19 protein-coding genes and 7 tRNA genes are annotated in these 20,924 nt (G+C 35.3%); 22 read left to right on the forward strand and 4 right to left on the reverse strand.

Annotated elements, in window-relative coordinates:
• The first annotated feature begins 66 nt into the window (after nt 1-66).
• From KBP46_RS15320 to KBP46_RS15350, 7 genes are all read left to right on the forward strand, one after another.
• Nucleotides 67-273, forward strand: a complete 207-nt coding sequence (locus KBP46_RS15320) for a FeoA family protein (protein WP_062673746.1) — start codon at nt 67-69, stop codon at nt 271-273.
• A complete protein-coding gene (feoB, locus tag KBP46_RS15325; protein ID WP_062672744.1) occupies nt 273-2,306 on the forward strand; it encodes a ferrous iron transport protein B in 2,034 nt (677 codons plus the stop codon). The genes KBP46_RS15320 and feoB overlap by 1 nt, the downstream gene beginning before the upstream one ends.
• Before the next feature lie 246 nt (nt 2,307-2,552).
• A complete protein-coding gene (locus KBP46_RS15330) occupies nt 2,553-3,515 on the forward strand; it encodes a DUF4421 domain-containing protein (protein ID WP_262486812.1) in 963 nt (320 codons plus the stop codon).
• A gap of 69 nt (nt 3,516-3,584) precedes the next feature.
• Nucleotides 3,585-4,967 carry a phosphoglucosamine mutase gene (gene glmM / locus KBP46_RS15335; protein ID WP_062672741.1) on the forward strand — a complete coding sequence of 461 codons (1,383 nt, stop codon included), beginning with the start codon at nt 3,585-3,587 and terminating at the stop codon, nt 4,965-4,967.
• Nucleotides 4,968-4,973: 6 nt separating this feature from the next.
• Nucleotides 4,974-5,594, forward strand: coding sequence for a Crp/Fnr family transcriptional regulator (locus tag KBP46_RS15340; RefSeq protein WP_228432366.1), 621 nt, complete (start codon nt 4,974-4,976; stop codon nt 5,592-5,594).
• A gap of 343 nt (nt 5,595-5,937) precedes the next feature.
• Entirely contained in the window at nt 5,938-6,906 is a 969-nt protein-coding gene (locus tag KBP46_RS15345) for a zinc-binding alcohol dehydrogenase family protein (RefSeq protein WP_216443617.1), read from the forward strand.
• Nucleotides 6,907-7,113: 207 nt separating this feature from the next.
• On the forward strand, nt 7,114-8,496 hold the full coding sequence (locus tag KBP46_RS15350) for a tetratricopeptide repeat protein (protein ID WP_062672737.1): 1,383 nt from the start codon (nt 7,114-7,116) through the stop codon (nt 8,494-8,496).
• A 45-nt stretch (nt 8,497-8,541) separates the two neighbouring features.
• On the opposite strand, the gene KBP46_RS15355 is transcribed toward KBP46_RS15350, so the two are convergent.
• Genes KBP46_RS15355 through KBP46_RS15370 form a run of 4 tightly spaced genes read right to left on the reverse strand, consistent with a single transcriptional unit; the run spans nt 8,542 to nt 11,411 of the window.
• Nucleotides 8,542-9,408: a hypothetical protein gene (locus tag KBP46_RS15355; protein ID WP_216443618.1), complete on the reverse strand. Its 867-nt coding sequence runs from the start codon at nt 9,406-9,408 to the stop codon at nt 8,542-8,544.
• Between the two features lie 47 nt (nt 9,409-9,455).
• Nucleotides 9,456-10,334 (reverse strand): DMT family transporter, encoded by an 879-nt coding sequence (locus KBP46_RS15360; protein ID WP_062672733.1) that lies wholly within the window; start codon nt 10,332-10,334, stop codon nt 9,456-9,458.
• A complete protein-coding gene (gene aat / locus KBP46_RS15365; RefSeq protein ID WP_123278759.1) occupies nt 10,321-10,974 on the reverse strand; it encodes a leucyl/phenylalanyl-tRNA--protein transferase in 654 nt (217 codons plus the stop codon). Before aat ends, KBP46_RS15360 begins: the two co-directional genes overlap by 14 nt.
• Before the next feature lie 59 nt (nt 10,975-11,033).
• Nucleotides 11,034-11,411, reverse strand: coding sequence for a DUF3127 domain-containing protein (locus KBP46_RS15370; RefSeq protein WP_103288684.1), 378 nt, complete (start codon nt 11,409-11,411; stop codon nt 11,034-11,036).
• Nucleotides 11,412-11,587: 176 nt separating this feature from the next.
• Here KBP46_RS15370 and KBP46_RS15375 point away from each other — a divergent pair.
• The 15 genes from KBP46_RS15375 to KBP46_RS15445 all read left to right on the forward strand — a co-directional run bounded on the left by KBP46_RS15375 (nt 11,588) and on the right by KBP46_RS15445 (nt 20,801).
• Nucleotides 11,588-11,669: transfer RNA gene (locus tag KBP46_RS15375), tRNA-Leu, on the forward strand.
• A 4-nt stretch (nt 11,670-11,673) separates the two neighbouring features.
• A tRNA-Gly gene (locus KBP46_RS15380) sits at nt 11,674-11,749 on the forward strand.
• A gap of 6 nt (nt 11,750-11,755) precedes the next feature.
• Nucleotides 11,756-11,839, forward strand: a tRNA-Leu gene (locus KBP46_RS15385).
• Nucleotides 11,840-11,959: 120 nt separating this feature from the next.
• Nucleotides 11,960-12,041, forward strand: a tRNA-Leu gene (locus KBP46_RS15390).
• Nucleotides 12,042-12,116: 75 nt separating this feature from the next.
• A tRNA-Leu gene (locus KBP46_RS15395) sits at nt 12,117-12,200 on the forward strand.
• Nucleotides 12,201-12,319: 119 nt separating this feature from the next.
• Nucleotides 12,320-12,401: transfer RNA gene (locus KBP46_RS15400), tRNA-Leu, on the forward strand.
• 75 nt (nt 12,402-12,476) lie between these two features.
• Nucleotides 12,477-12,560: transfer RNA gene (locus KBP46_RS15405), tRNA-Leu, on the forward strand.
• Between the two features lie 189 nt (nt 12,561-12,749).
• Entirely contained in the window at nt 12,750-13,085 is a 336-nt protein-coding gene (locus tag KBP46_RS15410) for an NHLP leader peptide family RiPP precursor (RefSeq protein ID WP_123278760.1), read from the forward strand.
• Between the two features lie 138 nt (nt 13,086-13,223).
• Nucleotides 13,224-15,182: an adenylate/guanylate cyclase domain-containing protein gene (locus tag KBP46_RS15415; RefSeq protein WP_123278761.1), complete on the forward strand. Its 1,959-nt coding sequence runs from the start codon at nt 13,224-13,226 to the stop codon at nt 15,180-15,182.
• A 654-nt stretch (nt 15,183-15,836) separates the two neighbouring features.
• Entirely contained in the window at nt 15,837-16,223 is a 387-nt protein-coding gene (locus tag KBP46_RS15420) for an NHLP leader peptide family RiPP precursor (RefSeq protein ID WP_216443619.1), read from the forward strand.
• Nucleotides 16,224-16,397: 174 nt separating this feature from the next.
• Nucleotides 16,398-17,312, forward strand: a complete 915-nt coding sequence (locus tag KBP46_RS15425; RefSeq protein ID WP_162268225.1) for a hypothetical protein — start codon at nt 16,398-16,400, stop codon at nt 17,310-17,312.
• Between the two features lie 135 nt (nt 17,313-17,447).
• Nucleotides 17,448-17,819, forward strand: coding sequence for a hypothetical protein (locus tag KBP46_RS15430; protein ID WP_062672722.1), 372 nt, complete (start codon nt 17,448-17,450; stop codon nt 17,817-17,819).
• A gap of 58 nt (nt 17,820-17,877) precedes the next feature.
• Nucleotides 17,878-18,252 (forward strand): hypothetical protein, encoded by a 375-nt coding sequence (locus KBP46_RS15435; protein ID WP_062672720.1) that lies wholly within the window; start codon nt 17,878-17,880, stop codon nt 18,250-18,252.
• A 243-nt stretch (nt 18,253-18,495) separates the two neighbouring features.
• Nucleotides 18,496-19,983 (forward strand): type 2 lanthipeptide synthetase LanM, encoded by a 1,488-nt coding sequence (lanM, locus tag KBP46_RS15440; RefSeq protein ID WP_216443620.1) that lies wholly within the window; start codon nt 18,496-18,498, stop codon nt 19,981-19,983.
• A 29-nt stretch (nt 19,984-20,012) separates the two neighbouring features.
• Nucleotides 20,013-20,801 carry a DUF5694 domain-containing protein gene (locus KBP46_RS15445; protein WP_216443621.1) on the forward strand — a complete coding sequence of 263 codons (789 nt, stop codon included), beginning with the start codon at nt 20,013-20,015 and terminating at the stop codon, nt 20,799-20,801.
• The last annotated feature ends 123 nt before the right edge of the window (nt 20,802-20,924 follow it).

Raw genomic sequence — 20,924 nt, forward strand, 5'->3', positions numbered from 1 at the left:
AGGACTAAAAATTAGGCTTTGAAAGAGAAAGGATTACATAAATTAAGTGGATTCCCTAAAAATAAAATGGGGAAGATATTGGGATATGATAACGACCATCTTAAAATGCCCAATAAAATTATTGAAATGGGGCTTCTTCCGGAGACCATTTTCAGAATTTTGTATCAGGCTCCGTTCAGCGGGCCAATGTATGTAGAATTTGGAGCAGAAAAAAGCCGGATTGCTCTTCGTGAGGAAGAAGGAGATTACATCATTGTTGAAGAATTGAATTAATGCAGGAAAACAAGAAAAAACAGATACTTTTAGTCGGGAATCCTAATGTAGGAAAGTCAACGGTTTTTAATACGCTTTGCAACAAAAAGCAGAAGACCGGGAACTACGCCGGCGTTACCGTTGCAAGTCATTCGGGAAACTACATATACAAAAATGAAGAAGTTGAGGTGATAGATCTTCCAGGTTCTTACAGTGTATACCCAAGCTCAGAAGATGAGGCCATTTTCTCCAAATATCTTATTGACGAGCAGAAAAACTACGCAGGAGTTGTTTATATTCTTGAAGCATTAAGTTTAAAAAGAGGGCTGCTGTTGTTTCAGCAGATTCAGGACCTTGGCATTCCAATGATTCTGATTGTCAATCAGATTGACCAGGCAGAAAGAAGAGGAATTACTATCGATATTCAAAAATTTTCCGAAGCATTAGGCATTAAAATTATTCAGACCAATGCCAAGGAACAGATCGGGATTGATGAAGTAAGGGAAGCTGTTTATAACAATGAATTCGTAAAAACAGATCAACTTTCTTTTGAAACACCAAACGAACACAGAGACTTTATTCAGAAACTGGCAGCACATAAAGGTTTCGATAACGAATATAAAGCATGGATGAGCCTTTCTCTGGGAACAGATCTTGGAAGAATCGGCGGAGTAATGGAACAGCTCAATGAACCTGATTCTAAAAGTTTGGTTCCTAAAAGATTACAGGTTCAGGAAACTGTAAGAAGGTACCAGAATGTTGACAAAATACTGGCTGATGTTATTTTTAAAAAGGCTCAGTTCAAAGAATTATTAACCGAGAAACTGGATAAAGTTTTGGTTCATAAATTCTGGGGTTATGTGGTCTTTTTAGCTATTCTGCTGATTATTTTTCAAAGTGTTTTCTTCCTTGCAGAATACCCGATGAGCTGGATTGAAGATACATTTTCCTGGCTGGCCGCATTTACAAGCGAACATCTTCCTGAAGGACCAATTAATTCATTGATTTCAAATGGAATCGTTCCCGGAATCGGAGGAATTGTGGTTTTTGCACCACAGATCGGAATTCTCTTGTATTTCCTTTATTTATTGGAAGATTCAGGATATATGGCAAGAGTAGTATTCCTGATGGACAGATTACTTCGTCCTTTCGGGCTTAACGGAAAAAGTATCGTTCCCCTTGTGTCAGGGACTGCCTGTGCGATCCCGGCGGTGATCTCTACAAGAAATATTGAAAATGTAAAAGAAAGATTGCTTACGATATTGGTAACCCCATTTATGACATGTTCTGCGAGACTTCCTGTTTACAGCATCATTATCGGACTGATTATATCAGAAGGAACATTTTTAGGAATCAAATACAAAGCACTAGTCCTGATGGGAATGTATCTCCTTGGGTTTTTAGTCGCTTTATTCTCTGCAGCAATCCTTAAAAGATTTATTAAAAGTAAAGGAAAGACGTATCTCGTAATGGATCTTCCAGCCTATAAAAAACCACTTTTCGGATATGACTTTAAAATGGTTTTAGGAAAAGTATGGGACTTCATTACCGGAGCCGGAAAAATAATTTTCATCGTAAGTATCATTATCTGGTTTTTAAGCTATTTCGGGCCAAGCCAGAAAACAAATGAATTTGTAGCTGCAGATGTTCACTTAGACCATTCTTACCTTGCTAAGATGGGTAAAGGAATAGAACCTGTAATTGCTCCTCTTGGTTACGACTGGAAAATGGGAGTAGGAATCCTTACAAGCTTCGTGGCAAGGGAAGTCTTTGTAGGAACAATGTCTACGCTCTATAGCCTGGAAGATGATGCTCCGGAAGTGAAAGTTATTGATAAAATGAGAAGAGATGTAAAACCAAACGGTGAAAAAGTCTTCAGTTTTGCAACCGGAATTTCGGTGCTTCTTTTTTATGCATTTGCAATGCAGTGTGTTTCTACACTTGCAGTAGTCTACAGAGAAACCAAAAGCTGGAAATGGACTGGCTTTCAGGTAGTCATGATGACAGGTTTGGCATATTTTGTGTCGATGATAGTATATCAGATTTTAAAGTAATGGACTCATCATTAATCATTCAGTACGTACTTATTGTATTAATTGTAGCATTTGCTTGTTACTCTTTATTTAAAGTACTTAAAAAAAATTTCGCTCCTAAGAAATTCAGCTCCAAAAGAACCAACTGTGATAAAGATTGCGGCTGTTCTTAAACAAGGTTTAATAGAAATAAAAAAATAATAGTATTTTCATCCTTTGAAAATATTAATTATTTTGACTCTAAAAAACACAATTTCAGTTCTCTTGTTGTTCTCATGCATTTTTTACGCTAGGTGTCAGACAGATACAACACTAGTAAAATCGTATAGAGATCAGGTGATGATCCGCCTTAATCTGGATACCAATCTTGAAAAGTATATTCTTTCCCAGCGAGGAAATGATAAAATGGAACTGTCCATCAATAACAAAACAAGAACGTCCGTATCTATTGACTACCGTGCCATTAGTGCAACCCTCTCTTTTTCCCCAAAATTTATCCCGGGAAATAATGAGGATGATCTGAAAGGGAAAAGTTCTTATACAGATCTGAGCTTCAGGTTTTTTCCAAAAAGATTTATCCAGACTTTTTATTATAAAAAAGTAAAAGGGTTTTACGTGGAAAATATGAAAGATTTTGTTCCGGACTGGCAGGAAGCAGATGCTTATTTACAGTTTCCAGACTTAAAAGTGGTGAGTTTTGGAGGAACAACATCGTATGTGTTCAATAAAAACTTCTCAGCCAAAAGTGTATATACTCACAGTGAATGGCAGAAAAAAAGCAGCGGAAGCTGGATTCCTTATCTGGATTATGATGTCAGCTTTTTCACCAATACAATAAATGAAGTGAAAAACAAGGAAGTTCAGTATAAAATAGGGGCCAATATGGGATACTTTTATAATTGGATTATAAGAGATAAAGTGAATGTTGCTCCCTACCTTTCTGTAGGACTTGGAGGACAGTTTTCAGGCTCCCAGGAGAACAATGAGCAGAAAGAAAACGAACAGTTTGTAACCCTGAGAATGGAAGGAGGTCTTCACGTGGGATATAATTCAGACCGCTTTCTTTTTGGAGGAAGGATGAACTTTAGGGCTTATACGTATCAGAAAAACGGAGAAGCAGTTGAAAATAATAACCTTTATGGACTGTTATATATTGGGTATCGTTTTGCACCACCGAAAGTTGTGAAAAATACCTACGATAAAGTCCAAAAAAAGATTCCCGTTCTATAAGTTGAAGGGTCTTTTAAGTATCTTTGCGTTGGAAAAATTCAGAAAGAACAAAATAAAAGCAAAAACATCATGTCATTAATAAAATCTATTTCCGGAATTCGCGGAACCATTGGTGGAAGAGTAAATGATAACTTAACACCGCTGGATGTTGTAAAATTCGCATCCGCATTCGGAACCTGGCTTCAAAATAATAAAAACAAAAAAGATCTTACCCTTATCATCGGAAGAGATGCCAGAATTTCTGGTCAGATGGTTTCCTCTTTAGTTACAGCTACATTGCAGGGATTAGGAATTAATGTGGTAGATCTGGGTCTTTCTACAACCCCGACTGTTGAAGTAATGGTGCCTGAGCTGAATGCAGACGGTGGAATCATCCTTACTGCTTCTCATAATCCAAAACAATGGAATGCCCTTAAATTATTAAACGAAAAAGGAGAATTCATCAGTGGTGAAAACGGAGCTGAAGTACTGGCTTTGGCAGAAAGCGAAGATTTCAACTATGCAGAAGTAGACGATCTTGGAAAATATGAAACAAGAGACGATGCTTTTGATATCCATATTCAGCAGATCCTGGATTTACCGATGGTAGACGTGGAAGCAATCAAAGCAAAGAATTTTAAAGTAGTTCTTGATGCTGTAAACTCTACAGGAGGAATTGCTATTCCAATGCTTTTAGATAAATTAGGTTGTGAAACCATCAAATTATATTGTGAACCTACAGGACACTTCCCACACAATCCTGAACCGTTGAAAGAACATTTGGGAGATATCTGTGATCTTGTGAAAAAAGAAAATGCAGACTTAGGAGTGGTGGTAGATCCGGATGTAGACAGATTAGCCCTTATTGATGAAAAAGGAGAAATGTTCGGGGAAGAATACACCCTGGTAGCCGTTGCAGATTACCTGTTGAAAAATAAAAATGGAGTAGCAATCTCCAACCTTTCTTCAAGCCGTGCATTGAGAGATGTAGCACAAAGCCACAATTCAGAATACTTTGCAAGTGCTGTAGGAGAAGTAAACGTTGTTACTTTGATGAAGGAGAAAAATGCGGTGATCGGAGGAGAAGGAAACGGAGGAATTATTTATCCTGAATTGCATTACGGAAGAGATTCTTTAGTAGGAGTCGCTTTATTCCTAACACATTTAGCTAAAGAAAACAAGACCGTTTCTGAATTAAGAGCAGGATATCCAAGCTATTTCATGGGTAAAAAGAAAATAGAACTTACGCCGGAGATTGATGTAGATGCGATCTTAAGCAAAATGGAACAGGAATATCAGAATGAAGAAGTCTCTATAGTAGATGGTGTTAAAATAGACTTTGAAAACAACTGGGTTCACCTTAGAAAATCCAATACAGAACCAATCATCAGAATTTATACTGAAGCTAAATCTCAGGAAGAGGCAGATCAGTTGGGAGATGATATCATTGCTAAAATCAAGAGTTTAATCTAAAAATATATGAAGAGCGGACAAACAGTCCGTTCTTTTTTTATACCAGAAATGTTTGAACATATTAAAAACAGATTTCCTTTCCCTAAAGAAAAGTGGAGAAAATTTCTGGGCAGCTTCCAGCGTATGAATGTTCCTGCCAAGACTTTGCTTTTAAAAGAAGGTGAAGTTTCCTGCAATGCCTATTATCTTGAAAAAGGGATGGTAAGAGCCTGGTATAATAATGACGGAAAAGATGTTACCTTTCAGTTTTTCCCTGAGAACACAATGTTTTCCTCTCTTGAAAGCTTTAAAAAAGGTTTACCAAGCATGGTTTCATTTGAGACCATAGAACCCTGTATTTTATACAAAATTAATAAACCTGATGTGGAAGCTTTTCTGGAAGAAGTTTACGAAAATCCGGAGCTTAGAAACCTTTTTATGGATGCTCTTTTCGAAAGGGTATTCGATTATATGAAACATTTCTTTTCATTCATTAAGGATACTCCGCAGCAGCGATATCTGAATTTAGTTAAACAAAAACCTGAGATCATCAAAAGAGTTCCCCAGCATTATATTGCTTCCTATCTTGGCATTACTACTGTACATCTCAGCAGAATCAAAAGCAAAATATTGAAAGAAGGACTTTAAGAGGATGGAAGGTGGAAGCCAGAAGCTGTAGATTTAAAAAGACACCGCATTACTTGGTATTTGTCCTGTTTAAATTTTAAACGCGATGTTCGCGAAGAATAATAAAAATGCTCGCAAAGACGTTCCAATCATCAAAGGTCGCTATTCTTTGCTGAACGAAATGTCCTTGTGAACAAATAATAATAACAATATCATGTTTCCTAGCGATTGCTGCGTTTGTTAACTCTGTTACCGGCTTTATAAACTCCCAACCTCCCGCTTCCAGCTCCCTTTTCCAAACTGATAACAAATGTTATCGCTTCACAGCCTTCTACACTCCTAATTTTGTATAAAAATTAAAAGAATGAAAGCAGCCGTAGTATTTGCAAAAGGAAGCATTCCTCAATATGCAGATTTCCAGGAGCCTGAAGTACAGGAAAATGAAATTTTGATTTCAGTAAAAGCAGCATCAATTAAAAATCTCGACAGAGCCAGAGCAGGTGGAAATCATTATTCAACAGAAAATCAGAAACACCAGCCAGCGGTTATCGGAACAGACGGCGCAGGATATCTGGAAAACGGAAGTAAAGTCTATTTTTTCAGCAAAAAAGGGACTGTATCCGAAAAAGCTGTAGCAGATAAAAAGATGATCATTCCAATTCCTGAAGGACTTGATTTTTCTCTGGCTGCAGCATTGCCCAACGCCGTTATGGGCTCAGCAATGGCATTAAAGTTCAAAGCAGGAATACAGCCTGGAAATACTGTACTGATTAATGGAGCAACAGGAATTACAGGCAGAATGGCTGTCCAGATCGCCAGATTATATAGAGCACAGAAAATTATTGTTACCGGAAGAAATGAAGAATCTTTGCAGTCTTTACTTGAACTGGGTGCTGATGAGATCGTTTCTCTAAAATTGGAGGACAATGATTTTAAACAAAAAATAAAAGAAATTCATCAGGAAACCCCGATAGATATTATCATAGATTATGTCTGGGGTCATTCTGTAGAAATGATTTTGTCTGCTTTCAAAGGAGACGGAACCTTTTCCCATAAGACAAAGCTTGTAACGATAGGAGGAATGAGCGGGGATACCATTCAGCTGTCTTCTCAGATCCTCAGAGGAACTGATATTCAGATTTCAGGATCAGGATTGGGAAGCTGGACAAAAGAAGAATCAGCGCTACTTTTTTCGGAAATTATCCCGGAAATGTTTCAGGCAGCAGTTGAAGGGGAAATTAAAATGGAAACTCACGAAGTTGATATTAAAGATATCGAAACCATATGGAACGCTGAAATAGAAAGCGGAAAACGTCTGGTCATAAGAATTTAACCCCAATTTCCGTTTTTTTATCCACAATCCTTTTATCGGTTTTCTTTTTTTACTATTTTTATAATAGAAATTTATGAAATGGAATATTCAAAAAAAAGTTGCAACTTTGCATAAATATTTGAATATCAGTTTCAGATGTATTATTAACTAAACGTTTGCCGAGGTTTGTAAGCAAATTCAAGCGTTGGGCCGACAAAGAGGACACTATTGGAAGAGTATTTTGGAAATGAACTTGTAAAAAAGTTCGAGGAAATGATGGAAAACAATGACGAATTCTACTTCGATACCGAAGAGTTAGAAGACATTATTGTTTATTATTTGGAGCTTGGTGACTTTAATTACGCTGACATGGCTGTTAATTATGGGCTAAAGCTTCATCCCAATTCGTTGGATATCAAGATCAAAAGACTTGAGATCCTTCTGGAGTGGGAAGAGTATAATACGGCGAAAGAACTTATTGACGAACTGAAAGGTGCTTCTATGGAGCATACAGACTTTTTGGTTTGCTACGCTAAGTATTATTCGAACCTAGGAAATCCCAGAAAATCCATTGAAATCTGTAAAAAAGCTTTGACATTAGAGGAAGAAGAAAACTTTCTCCACAACTTTATTGCGGATGAATATGTGAATCTCGGAGATCCTTTTAACGCTCTTAAACATTATAGAAAAGCACTGAAAGAAGATCCTACGGATGAATATTCGCTGGAAAACTGTATGGTGTGTTTCAGTGACCTGAATAAGAGTGAGGAGGCTATTGCCTTTCTTAATGAATATTTAGATGAATTCCCTTATTCTGAAACCGCCTGGTTTGAATACGGTCAATTCTATTTCAACAGAAAAAATTATGATGAAGCGATAAGAGGCTATGACTATTTACTGGCAATCAACTCAAACTCTGTAGGAGTATATGCCAATAAAGCAGCCTGTTATGAAGCTTTGGGACAATACCAGAAGGCCATCGAAACTTATGAAGAAATGCTGGAGCTGGAATATACAAAAGCATTTACTTTTTATAAGATCGGATTATGCAACAAGGCTTTAAAACAGCCTATTTTAGCTTTAAATTCATTCCAGAAATCATTGAGAGAAGACCCTCAGTTTTATCTTGCGATGATGGAACAGTCTTATCTTTATGAAGAAATGGGAGGAATGTCTGAAGCATTACATTTTGCCAAAGAAGCTACCCAGCTGAATGAAAACAATCTTGACTATCAGAAGAGACTGGCATTTTTATTCATCGATTCGGGGAAGTTTGAAGAAAGCCTTTCTTGTCTTAAAAAACTGGTGGATGCTGAACCTTCAAGGTTCTACAACTGGTATGCCTATTCAGAAGTTTTAATGTTAGTAGGAGAGTATGAAGATGCGGTAACAGTCTTGAACAGAGCCATTAAAAAACATCACAGAGCCGAGCTGTTTTATCAATTGAGCAATTGTTTTTACAATCTGAAAGAACAGGATAAAGGAATGGAATCTCTTCAAAAAGCATTGGAACTTGATCCTTCTTTAGCTAAGGATATGCAGAAAAAATATCCTTTCATTAAAGACGAAGTGAAAAAGGTCAAGGCCAATAAAGTGAAGAAAAAGAACTAGATGTCTCTAACAAATAACAGAAAACCTGCAGAAATGCAGGTTTTTTTATTGATAGTTGTATTCGTAGAAAAATTTATCCGGAACACTGGTATTTGCATTTCCATTCACATCAAGAGATTGTCTGCTTTCTTCAGATGGATAACCGGCAGTATTAAAAGTAGTTGTATACTTGTGAGACGTTGTTCCGGTTGCTGTTCCTCCTCCGGCAGTCGTATTGGTAAACTCTCCTTTATAAGTACTTAAGCTGTTCTTAATATTCGAAAATAGCATGCTTATCCCATCACTGCTTTCATTTCCATTGAATATGATTTTGTCAAAACCTTTGACATTTTTGAAAGGATAGTTCTTATCAGTATAGGTATAAGTCTCTTTTTCTGTATAATTAACCGTATTTCCATTGACGATTCCGGTTCCTGATCCTACGTTACTTACCATATTTCCATTGCTGTACGTAAATACACTGTTGATCGTATAAGAACCGGCAGTTCCTGAATTCGTCTGTCTTTTTACATTGATTTCCGTATTGCTGGTATAGTTATAAGTAAATGCAACCGTATTCTGTACAGTTCCGGTAGTGGAATATTCCTTTATGACAGCCGAAGCCATGCGCCCATTAGAATATCCATATTCTACAGAGCTTTCAAGAACATTATTTTCGTAATGTTTAATCCCGGAAACATAATCATCGGTATAAGAGAACTCCACTCTTTGTCCATGATTAATGTTGTTAATCATACTGATGATTTTGGTTCCGTTGTAATTGATTTTCATTACAATACCGTCCATCGTCATCTTAGTGGGAAGAATTACGCTTTGATTAGACGGATCACTGTTGTCAAAAGGAGTGTCATCAGAGTTGGAACAAGAAAGTGTAGATAAGGCTATAGCCCCAAAAAGTAGAAGTTTTTTCATAGTTATAAGTTAAATCATCCAAATATAATTTAATTTATAATATGATTTTATTTTTTTGTATTTGTTCTTAAAAATATGAGTCCGGCAATAATAACTCCGGCTCCTATAAATTGTAAATAAGTGAGTTTTTCACCATCAATGATTCCCCAGATAATTGCAACGATTGGCATTACCAAAGTAACCGTTGAAGCAAAAAGAGGAGAGGAAACTTTCAGCAAACGATAATTCATCATCATTGCCAATCCGGTTCCGAAAACAGATAAAAGGCTGACAAACATAAGTCCCATCAGATTATCCTTTGAAAAGCTGAACTCTGAAAAGAATCCTGTACCTGTTAAGGCGATAATGGACGGAAGTAATAAAACAAATGAGAAAACAAAAGCAGATAAAACCGTGGAAGATACCTCCATTAGTCTGGATTTCACGGTCGTTGTGCTCATTGCGTAGCATAAAGTAGCCAATAAAAGCAACAGAATCGGGATCATTTTCAATTCTCCGCTGTCTCCGCCTCCAAATGCGAGGATACAGACTCCGGTGAAGCTTATTAATGTGCCCACAATTTGTTTTTTAGTTGTTTCGAACTTCCATACCAAAGCTCCAACAATAATGACGAAAATAGGCATCATGGAGTTGATAATCCCTGCAATACTACTGCTTATTTCGGTTTCAGCAATCGGAAACAGAAACATGGGGATGAAGTTTCCGGTGAAAGCAGCCAGAATCAACCATTTCAAATGTTTTTTAGGGAAAAGTTTGTAATTGGAAATAGCAACCGGAAGCAGAATAATGCCGGCAATAAGAACTCTTAAAGATCCAACCTGAAACGGATTGAAGTGTTCCAGTGATTTTTTGATTAAAATAAAGGATGATCCCCAGATAATGCTGAGGACAACCAGAAGAACCCACTTTTCTTTATCTGCGTTCATTATTTTCGTGTAAGATTTTTAGAAATTCTTTTTTGGGAATCATTTTTGCCCCCAAACTCTCCAAATGTTCGGTATGTGACTGACAGTCAATTATTTCAATGTTTTTCTTGTTGCTTTCCACAAAATTGATAAATCCTGCCTTTGAAGCATTACTTACCTTAGCAAACATACTTTCTCCGCAGAATACATTTCCAATCTGCAATCCGTAAAAACCCCCTACAAGTTCTTCATCCTGCCACACTTCAATGCTTTTGGCTAGGCCGTATTCATGGAGTTGAACAAAGGACTCCATCAGTTCATCAGAAAGCCATGTGCCTGACTGCCCTTTTCTGGTGGCTTGCTGGCAGTTCCTGATGACTTCCCTGAAATTCTTATTCTCAGAAAAAGTAAAAACATTCCTGTTTAAGATTTTTCTCATTGATTTTGAGATTTTTAATTCTTCAGGAATAAGAACAAATCTTGGATCTGGACACCACCAAAGGATCTCCTCTCCGGGATTGTACCATGGAAAAATGCCCAGCTGATAAGCAAACCAAATACGTTCTACAGACAGGTCGCCACCAAAAGCAACCACTCCCTCATGACCCTCATAAAGCTCAGGGTCAGGAAATGAAATCTCGTTTTTGTCTAATCGGACCATTTTTAGAAAAAAAATCCCACTTCAAAAAGCAGGATTTATATTTGATCTTTATTCTTTAATTAGAAAGGTAAATCATCATCGTCGTCTCCGGCAAACGGATTCTCATTAGAAACTGGAGATGCAGATTGCTGTGGCATCGCCTGAGTAGGTTCTGAAGCATTGTCAGAAACTTTTTCTACTCTCCACCCTGTAATAGAGTTGAAGTATTTAGTTTCACCCTGAGGAGAAACCCATTCTCTCCCTCTGATGTTGATTCCTACTTTTACGTTTTCTCCTTCTTTAAGATTATCTAATAAACTGATTTTATCAGATAAAAATTCTATGTTTATCGGCTGTGGATACTGTTCTTGGGTCAAAATAACCATTTCTCTTTTTTGAAACCCGCTCGCAAATGTTTGAGCATCAAAAAGTTTCTTTACCGTTCCTTGTAATTCCATATCGTAAATATTAACGATGTAAAAGTAAGAAAATGAAATGTAATAAAAGAAGGCGTGAAAAAAAATATGGAAATTTTATTTTTTTTCCTGAAAAGTTTGGTAGTAAAGGAAATTGTCCTATATTTGCACTCACAAAAACGAAGCAAGCTCTTTAAAACTTACAATATAAAAAACCAGCGGATGTGGTGTAATTGGTAGCCACGCCAGACTTAGGATCTGGTGCCGTGAGGCGTGGGGGTTCGAGTCCCTTCATCCGCACTATGCGAAAATAGCTCAGCTGGTAGAGCACAACCTTGCCAAGGTTGGGGTCGCGGGTTCGAATCCCGTTTTTCGCTCCACACCATGCCCTGGTGGTGGAACTGGTAGACACGCAGGACTTAAAATCCTGTGTCCGCAAGGACGTACGGGTTCAAGTCCCGTCTGGGGTACAAGACCCTCTGTAATATCTTACGGAGGGTTTTTTGTTTTAATAGAGAGTGTTCTTTAAATAAAAATCTTATATTTGTAAGAAATCAGGTTGAATCTGAGTATTCAGATCAGCAAAACCAGCGGATGTGGTGTAATTGGTAGCCACGCCAGACTTAGGATCTGGTGCCGTGAGGCGTGGGGGTTCGAGTCCCTTCATCCGCACAATTCGAAAGACTCTGGAGAGTTTTTAAGAAGGTTGGAACCCTTGGTTCGAATCTTTTTTTTTGCCCACACCATGCCCTGGTGGTGGAACTGGTAGACACGCAGGACTTAAAATCCTGTGTCCGCAAGGACGTACGGGTTCAAGTCCCGTCTGGGGTACAAGACCCTCTGTAATATCTTACGGAGGGTTTTTTGTTTTAATAGAGAGTGTTCTTTAAATAAAAATCTTATATTTGTAAGAAATCAGGTTGAATCTGAGTATTCAGATCAGCAAAACAGCGGATGTGGTGTAATTGGTAGCCACGCCAGACTTAGGATCTGGTGCCGTGAGGCGTGGGGGTTCGAGTCCCTTCATCCGCACAATTCGAAAAACTCTGGAGAGTTTTTAAGAAGGTTGGAACCCTTGGTTCGAATCTTTTTTTTTGCCCACACCATGCCCTGGTGGTGGAACTGGTAGACACGCAGGACTTAAAATCCTGTGTCCGCAAGGACGTACGGGTTCAAGTCCCGTCTGGGGTACAAAGCCCTCTGTAATGTATTACGGAGGGCTTTTTTATTTCTGTTGAATTTCTATTCAACATTTTCAGACAGAATATTTCTTCATTTTCTTTTTTTTTGTCGGTTTTTTTGTCAGTTCTGTCAGTCTAAAACAAAATAAATTTACCATGCCATATTAGAACAGATACCGTTTAACAATAAAAAAAAATTATGAATTTAATCAAAGACGAGGAAATTTTACAGTCTGTTGTAAAAAAAGCATGGAAAGATCCTGTATTTAAAAACAGTTTAATCCAGAACCCGGTAGCTACTATGGAGAATTTTTTGGGAAGTCCTATTAATTTGCCCGCAGGGAAGAATCTTGCGTTTGTGGATCAAACAGACTCTTCTACCATTTTTGTAAATATTCCGGCAGAGCCGAATATGGACGATATGGAACTAGACGAGGAACAGTTGGATATCATATCCGGCGGTGCGAATGAAGGAGACCCACCTATCTACATTAAACCAGTTAATTCTGATGGAAGCATTTTTGGTGGAGGGTAGATTGTAAGATTCTATAAATCGTGTATAATTCCTGTTTTTCAAGAATTATATACGATTTTTAATGAACCCAAAACATTGTCTGAATTCATTTGATATACCCTATACTTACTTTATACCAATGCTATAAACCTTTTCGCTATGATAAATTATAAATACATATTGTTTTTTTGTTTTTTATTTATCGGAAATCACCCTAGAGCTTTTTCTCAGACTCATGTAAAAAAAGAGAATCACTCTACAATCAATAAAAACAAGGCAGACAGTCTTTTGAATATTGGTATAAAGAAACAGGAATCAGGAAATTTTGCGGAATCTGTAATATACTTTAATAAAAGTCTGGAGAGTTACTACGAAAATAAAGACTTTAAAAAAGCGGGAGATTGTTATAGCTATTTGGCGATTTCCTACTCTCTTCAAGGAAATTATGTTCAGTCTCTTTCATATTTTGAAAAAAGTATCTCTGAATATAAGAAATCCGGATATAAATTAGGAATATCTTCAGTTACCAATAACATGGGCGGAACTTATTATTACCTAGGTAAACTGCCTCAGGCCCTTAGCTGCTATCAGAAAGTATTGGAGTTACAGAAAGAAATTAAAGATCCGAAAACCATAGCAATAACCACTCAAAATATAGGAGGTATTTATTCTAAACTTGAAGATTATTCCAGCGCTTTGAAATATTATAAAAGGGCATATGATGTATATAAAAAAGTAAATGATGTAAAGGCTATTGCTCAGAACTTAAATTCAACCGGATCTATTCAGGTTAGGATGAAAGATTTTGATCTTGCTTATAAAAATCTAAATAAAGCCCTTAGCATTGCGAACGAACAAAATGATAAGCAGATTAAAGTAGAAGTACTCAATAATTTAGGAACTTTATTTTATAGAAAGCTGGACTATTCTAATGCTCTGGCCTATTTCAATAATACATTACAACTGGCAAAAGAAATGAACAGCCAGCAATATATAGGAGATTCTCAAATTGCTATCGGTAATATTTATATAGAACAAGGAAAAAATAATGAAGCGGTAAAACTGTGTAATAAGGGATTTGCTATTGCTCAAAAAATTGGTTCTCTCAGCTTAAAAAAAGATGCCTGTGACTGTCTGTACCAGTCTTATAAAAAATTGAACGATAATAAGAGAGCTCTTAGCTATTATGAAAAATCAAATATTTTTGAAGATAGTTTAAACTCTAAAGAAACGTCCAATAGGATGATGAATATGGAGTTTCAGAAACAGCAGTTAACGGATAGTATTGCCTATGTAAAGAGAGAACATATCATTCAGATAAAACATAAGGAAGAGGTACAGGAACAAGAAAAGCAAAGGAATATTTTCATTGTTTCTTTATGCTTTATCCTTGTTGTTGCCGGAGGTTTATGGAGCAGGCTCAATTTTGTAAGAAAATCCAGAGAAGCTCTGAGAGTAGAGAAAGATCGTTCAGAAGAGCTTTTACTGAATATTCTTCCGGAAGAGATTGCTGAAGAGCTAAAACAAAAAGGAAGCGTAAATGCCAGAGATTTTAATTTGGTATCCATTCTGTTTACAGATTTTAAATCCTTTACACAAACTGCTGAAAGGATGTCTCCTCAGAGTCTGGTGGAAGAAATTAATGTATGTTTTAGAGCATTTGATCTTATCTCTGAAAAATATCAAATTGAAAAAATAAAAACAATAGGAGATTCGTATATGGCTGCGGGAGGCATTCCGAAACCTGATCAGAATTCATTGAAGAATATTGTTTTAGCCGGACTTGAAATGCAAGGGTTTATGGCAGAAAGAAAAACTGAAAACATACAAACCAATAAGCCTGCTTTTGAAATGCGATTAGGAATTCATGCAGGGCCTATTGTCGCAGGAATTGTAGGCGTGAAAAAGTTTCAGTACGATGTGTGGGGAGATACTGTCAATACAGCCAGCAGAATAGAAAGTAATGGGATGGTAGGAAAAGTAAATATAAGCGAATCGCTTTATCACCTTATTAAAAATGAAGACTGCTTCGTTTTTGAATACCGCGGAAATATCCAGGCAAAAGGAAAAGGAGAACTTAAGATGTACTTTGTTGAAGCCAATTCGGAAAGAATATAACAGATAGTAATCATTGACAGTTTTGAAGCAAAACTTGGCAAATCTATAGAGAAACAACTTTCTATCTTTACCTTATTGAAAATGGAAGTTATCAGGAGCAGATGTTAAAAACGATAACCGTGTAAGAAGAAATAGAGCTGACAGTTTTGAAGCAAAACTTGGCAAATCTGTAGAGAAACAACTTTCTATCTTTACCTTATTAAAAATGGAAGTTATCAGAAGCAGATGTTAAAAAAGATAACCGTGTAAGAAGAAATAGAGCTGACAGTTTTGAAGCAAAACTTGGCAAATCTGTAGAGAAACAACTTTCTATCTTTACCTTATTAAAAATGGAAGTTATCAGGAGCAGATGTTAAAAATGATAACCGTGTAAGAAGAAATAGAGCTGACAGTTTTGAAGCAAAACTTGGCAAATCTGTAGAGAAACAACTTTCTATCTTTACCTTATTAAAAATGGAAGTTATCAGGAGCAGATGTTAAAAATGATAACCAAGTAAGAAGAAATAGAGCTGACAGTTTTGAAGCAAAACTTGGCAAATCTATAGAGAAAATACTTTTTACTTTTACCTTATTAAAAATGGAAGTTATCAGGAGCAGATGTTAAAAAAAGATAATTGACAAAAAGAAATAGAACTGACAGTTTTGAAGTAAAACTTGGCAAATCTATACAAAGAAAGCATTTTACCTTTACATCAACAAAATGGCAATGTTATGGAAGACAAAAAAGAACAAATTATACAGGCAGTTATATCTAAAGCTTGGGAAGATGCGGAATTTAGAAAAGAACTACTCTCAAACTCAATAGAAGCAATAGAAAAACTGACAGGTGTAGTAGTGGTTTTGCCTGAGGGAAAAGAGCTGGTTGTTGTTGATCAGACAGATAAATCTAAAGTGTATTTGAATATACCAGCAGAGCCTGAGTTAGAAAATACAGAACTGACAGAAGAACAATTAGAAATAATTGCAGGAGGAGGACAAATGATTTGGAAAGATTTAGCCGACTCTTTATTTCCTGCTTTTAAAAATTGTATTAAAATATAAAAAGCAATATCATGGAATGTAGAAGTCATACAAAAAGAATTGTTATCCATGACTGCGCAGAATAAATAATAGTGAGAACTTAAAAAAATAATTTTAACATGTAATTTTAATAGTATGATGGTTAGTCGGAATTTAGAAAACACTTTGGAAAGACCAATGTATTCAAAGTATTCTATGCAAACAATAAATAGTTTTCTCAAAATTATGTTTCAAAATGATGACATGCCACTGTTAAAATTGGAAAAATTAACCAGAGAAAAATTAACTGAACTTATCGATCAAGAGGTAAGAATAGAGAATGTTGAGATTACTAATGATCTATTTTTATTATTCTCTAGCCTTGCTATCGAATTACAAAAAAAAGATATAAGATCTGAAGAGACCTGTACGAAGATTAATGAATGCATGGCTAAAGTAGATCTGAATGACAATGAAAAGGCTATTTTACATATGGGTTATTTCCCAATAATGGCACTTTATCATTATAAATTGAATAATTATGAAAAATCAATTCAATACTCTCATCTAGCCATTCAAAATGATGATTATCTTTTGGGAAAATATCCTGAGTTATTCACCCATAAGACGTTGCAGATACAAAATATAATTAAAACACATCTTTTATTTAATGAAGTGGATAGAGCATTTAGTTTGTGTAATGATATGTTAAAATATTTAATTGATGGAGATCAATTTGCCTATCCTGTAGGTCATTGGACAAATAATTTTAACATTGAAAAAGAAAGTGAAGTAATTAATGTTTGTCAAACGGTAACGATCGTCGTGAAAGCTATCATCACCTTGACTAAAAATAGTGAAGACGAACAAAGGCTTTTTTCATTGGCATTTGCAGGAATTGAAGGAAAAAAAATAAAAAATCCGGAGATAAAACTCATATTACAATTCTTTGAAATGAAATTTTCCCTTTACTCATCCCAAAAATTTGATGAGGTGCAAATTAATAAATGGAAAGATAAAGTCATTGAATCAAAATATATCTCTATCCTTAAGCCCCTTTTCTCTAGTTTGTTCCTATCCATGGAAACCAACTCCAGGGGGATTATTAAAAGATATCTCTTTAGTTTTTAACTAAAAGATCACCCATCATATAAGTCATAACTGTTGTCTGGAAGGCGCTTCGAAAAGCCTTCTCTGGAGCAGTGTGCGCCTTAAATAAAGAATATAAAAATAAAATAAACATTAAAACTTAAAAATTTAGAAATTATGAGTTATCAAGCCATCTCGGAAGAGAAAAAAGAACTAGTTAGAGACGTTATGTTCAAAGCTTTAAATGATGCAGCTTATAAAGCAAGATTAGTAAGTAACCCTATTGAGGCAATCAAAGAATTGCACCCGAACTTTACCCTTGGAGGAAACAAAAAAATCGCTGTTGTAGATCAGGTAGATAATGATACCTACTACATCAACCTATCATATCTTTCATATGCTCTATTTGGAGGTGATATTGAAGAATTTGAATTATCAGAAGAAGAATTAGGAATGGTTGCCGGAGGTAAAACAGTTCCAATCGGAAGCTGCCAGTTCTTAAGCTGCTTTGGTGGTAGTATAACAGAACCATCTGCAGAAATAGTATAAATCTAGATACAATAAATAAAAACAAAAAAATTAATTAACATTTAAAAATTCAAAAATTATGAGTTATCAAGCAATTTCAGAAGAGAAAAAAGAACTAGTTAGAGAAGTAATGTTTAAAGCTTTAAACGATGCAGATTACAAAGCAAGATTAGTAAACAACCCTGTTGAGGCAATTAAAGAGCTTCATTCAGATTTTACTCTTGGAGGAAACAAAAAAATCGTGGTTGTAGATCAAGTAGATAACGATACCTACTACATCAACCTATCATATCTTTCATATGCTCTATTTGGAGGTGATATCGAAGAATTTGAATTATCAGAAGAAGAATTAGGAATGGTTGCAGGTGGTAAAACAGTTCCAATCGGAAGCTGCCAGTTCTTAAGCTGCTTTGGAAACGGTTTGACTGAAGATACTGCTACTACTGAAGGTTAGTATATTCATAAAAACTGAATACATAAATAAAAAGAGAATGCACATTCTCTTTTTATTTATTTTACACCATGACTTCCTGTTAAAACGATTGATTTTCAATTGAATATATTGAGTTTCGGGCCTGGATGAATAAAGTGTATTTAATCAAAATGGTAAAAATTTTGTCAGAGATAATAACCTTGAATCCATTTATAGAAAAGAAAAGTCTTTAAGAATGTTATAAATATTAAAAATTAATAGAAAATGACCAATTCCACTTTAAAAGAACCCACCTTTGTTGAAGAAAGAATGACATCTTATCTATGCTCTATTTATGAGAGGAATATCACAAGGATGCTGCCTGAATTTATTAGAAATAATAATGAATTAACTTTTGAAGATTTCTTTGAATATTTAATAAAAGATAACTGGCAAAACATTCGTCGTCAATTTCCTGTTTTAGAGGAGTACTTACCTCTGCAGAAAAATAAAATTCACAATCAATACACCAAGATCATTGAATCATATAAAGATTGTTCTGCAGAACTATTTGACAATATGTTAATTGAAAATGAATCTATTGCAGTTCAGGATATTAAAATAGGAGAGGGTGATTTTCATAATGGTTTTTCAACCTCTATGGTTTTTTTAGAAAATGGAAATAAACTGGTTTTCAAGCCAACCAATGCATCAATTTCTCATTCTCTTTTTTATTTCCTAGACTGGATTAATGATCATATATCCCTGGGCGATTACAAATATCAAATCCTCAATAAAAAAGATTATCATTGGCAGGAATTTGTACTGGGAAAACCATGCAATTCAGAAAGTGAAATAAAGAGTTATTATGAAAGAGCGGGATACTTATTATGTATTCTTTATCTTTTAAATTCTACTGATTTTCATGCTGAAAACCTTATTGCTAATGGAGATACACCTGTAGTGATTGATCATGAAACTTCAATACAGCCTCAGATTTCAGAGCATCTCAGAGATAATTTCAAATCGTTTGATACTCTTAATTTAGAAAATATAGATAAGCAGGATACTGTCATTAATTGTGCGCTTTTACCTTTTGGGAATGATGCTAAATTTATTCCGGCAGGAATGTGTGGTTTGGGGTATTCAAAAAACACGCATGCCTTTGTGACCAAAAAAGAAGGTGTCAATAAGTTTACCAAAGACTGGAAAATGGAATACAAATCAGTCAAAGTAGATTATATTCAGAACAATATTCCCACATTCAACGGTAAGAACGTTTTCGTGGATGAATATTCCGATCAGTTTATCTCAGGCTTTGAAAAATGTTATAATCTGTTTCTAAGTGAAAAAGCATTTTTACTATCTGATCGTTCACCCATTCAAAAATTCAATAACCTTCCTGTAAGGTATATATGGCGTTCGACCAATGTATATGGTAAAATTTTAAATGTCATGAATTTACCCAACAATCAAAAGGACAGAAAAAAATACACCCAAAGAATTGAAGATTATCTTTCCATTGCTTTTAAAGATATTCCCGAAGGCTCTGATTTACGTTTTATTCTGCAACATGAAATCGCTCAAATGTTAAGAGGAGATATTCCTTATTTTGAGGTGAATACATCATCCAGGGATTTACACACAGAATTTGGAGTCGTAAAAGATTTTTTTGAGCTTAGTGCAGTAGAAAACATCGAAAGAAAATTAAACAAGCTTTCTCAGGAGGATTTAGAGTTCCAGAAGAAAGTTATATTTGAACAACTTAGGTAGATATTTATAGTTAAACATCATTTAAAGTTATGGAAATAAGAAAAATCATATTATTAATCATCGTATTGGGTTGGTTTAATCTATTTGGACAAAAATCTAAAGTTTTTAACTTAGGTGTTTTCCATATGGGAAATACTACTGATGCCAACAAGGTAAAATACGATTCAGACAAGAACAATGTTGAGATTGATGCTATAATTAATATGCTGGCAGATTTTAAACCGACAATGATTTGTGTAGAAATCATTCCAAATAATAATGAAGAACTTAATAAAGATTATTCTAATTTTTTACATGACGGAAAATATAAGACTAAATATAAAGGAGAAGTAGAGGCATTAGCCTATCAAGTCGCCAAAGTTTCAGGGGTAAAAACTATCTATGGAATTGATGATAAAGAAACGGCAATGTACAACTATAATATTGCAGATGAGTTGAAAGATCCGGTAGACAGTTTGACTTCAAAGAATTATAAACTTAACCTTTTTAAAAAATTTGCGAAAGTGGAGAGTTTGTCAACCTTAGAAAAATTAATATTCTTCAATTCAAAAGAGACTTTAGAAGGTTTGATTAACATTAATGCGGATATATTAACGTATAGCAGTACTAAAGGAAATTTTGAAGGTGCAGATGAAGCGAGTAAATTTTATAAAAGGAATTTAAGAATATTTTCAAACTTAAACCAACTTCCTGTTACAAAAGATGATCGTGTTCTGATCATTATGGGAGCTACCCATACAGCATTTCTTAATGAGTTCCTGAAAAGAAGCCCTAAATATGAACTTGTTGATACTTCACAATATTTGAAAAAGAAATAGATCTTTATTAGAATATTTTTCCTTTCAACAGAAGATAATTCTTACTTTTTTAATAACCCAAGCTCTCCTATCCACAGGTTTTCTTTGAAACCATGGAGTATTCATTTTAGATAAGAGATTTCT

The organism is Chryseobacterium sp. PCH239, assembly GCF_018924625.1.
In the GTDB taxonomy this organism is placed as follows: Bacteria; Bacteroidota; Bacteroidia; order Flavobacteriales; family Weeksellaceae; genus Chryseobacterium; species Chryseobacterium cucumeris.